The organism is Sphingomonas sp. CCH9-E2 (assembly GCF_001557215.1).
GTDB lineage: Bacteria > Pseudomonadota > Alphaproteobacteria > Sphingomonadales > Sphingomonadaceae > Sphingomonas.
Genome location: NZ_LSJM01000375.1, coordinates 1 through 1,282, shown reverse-complemented (window position 1 = coordinate 1,282; position 1,282 = coordinate 1). Strand labels below are relative to the sequence as shown.

Annotated in this window: 1 pseudogene; it reads right to left on the bottom strand. The window is 70.0% G+C overall.

Going from position 1 to position 1,282, the window contains the following annotated elements:
* A pseudogene (locus AX681_RS22630) lies at window positions 1-1,282 on the bottom strand (alpha-2-macroglobulin); the annotation flags it as partial.

Sequence of the window (1,282 nt, the reverse complement as noted above, 5' to 3'; positions counted from 1 at the left end):
CTCGCCCACGGCCCCGCCCCGCCCGACTGCGCGAGCACCAGCGGCGTCTGCCGTGCGGGCAGCGCGAACAACAGGCTGCGCTGCGCCTCGGCCAGTGGCCAGCTGCGCGTCACACTCTGCGTGCCGATCGTCGCCGTCGTGATCCCGGCCACCTGCGCCGCCGGATAGACGCCCTCGAACTTGCGCGCGGCGATGACGCCCCATGCATTCGCGGTGGTCGTGTCCCAATGGCCGCGTTGCTGGCGCAGCGCCGCGCCGACCATCATCTTCGGCCCCTCGCCCTGGAATGCCGGACGGCCCAGCGTCGCGACCAGCGCCTTGAGCACCGATTCATCGCCCGACGCCATCAGCCACCACGGCGTATTGCCCTTGTCGCTCAGGTCGATCCGCGTGCCTTCATACACCAGCCGCGTCTTGAGCACGCCCTCCGCCGCCGCGCGCAGCTGCGCACCATTGGCAAGGCCGGGCACGCGGCCCAGCGCCGCGAGATAATCGGCCAGCGTCGATGTCGGCATGTCCGCAGGCGTGATGCCGAGCTGCCCCAGCATCCCCGCATTCGCCGCGCCCTGCCGCGCCAGCGCCGCGAACGCCGCGACCTTTTGCAGCCGTACATCGCCATAATCGTCGTGCCGCAACCGCCCGTCGAGCACCGCCTTCAGCGCCTCGATCATGCGCCCGCGCGACGCTTCGGGGATCGGCAACCCTGCCTCCGCCGTGATCGACAGGATATAGCTGGTCAGCGCCTCCGACCCGTGCATCGCTTCCGACGGGAAGTATCGCAGCAGCCCGTCGCGATCGAGATAGACCGGCATCTCGCCCGCCAGCCGGTTCCACGCGCCCATATCGCCCAGCACCACCGCCTGCGACGTGCGCTGCTCGAAACAGCCATAGGGATAGGCCGCCATATAATCGCGTACGCCCTGCAACGGCGGGACCAAGGTCTCGCTCAGCCGCACCGTCACGCTGCCGACACCCGGAAGCGCGCCGGCAGGCGGCGCAATCGAAATCGGTCCGCCCTCGCCCACACGGGCAAGCGTCGCGGCCCAGGTTTCGACCGGCACCGCCGGCGCGATGTCCTGCGTCACCGTCACCGCATCGACCGCCTTGCCCGACTCGTCGCGCGCACTGACCTTCCATTGCAGCTTGTCGAAGCCCTTGGGCGCGGTCAGGTTCCACGCGATCGGCACTGCGCCACCCGCCGGGATCTCGACCGTCAGGTCGCGGCCAACCGCCACCTTGGGCGACAGCTCGACCTTCGCCGTCACCTTCATCGGCTTGTCCG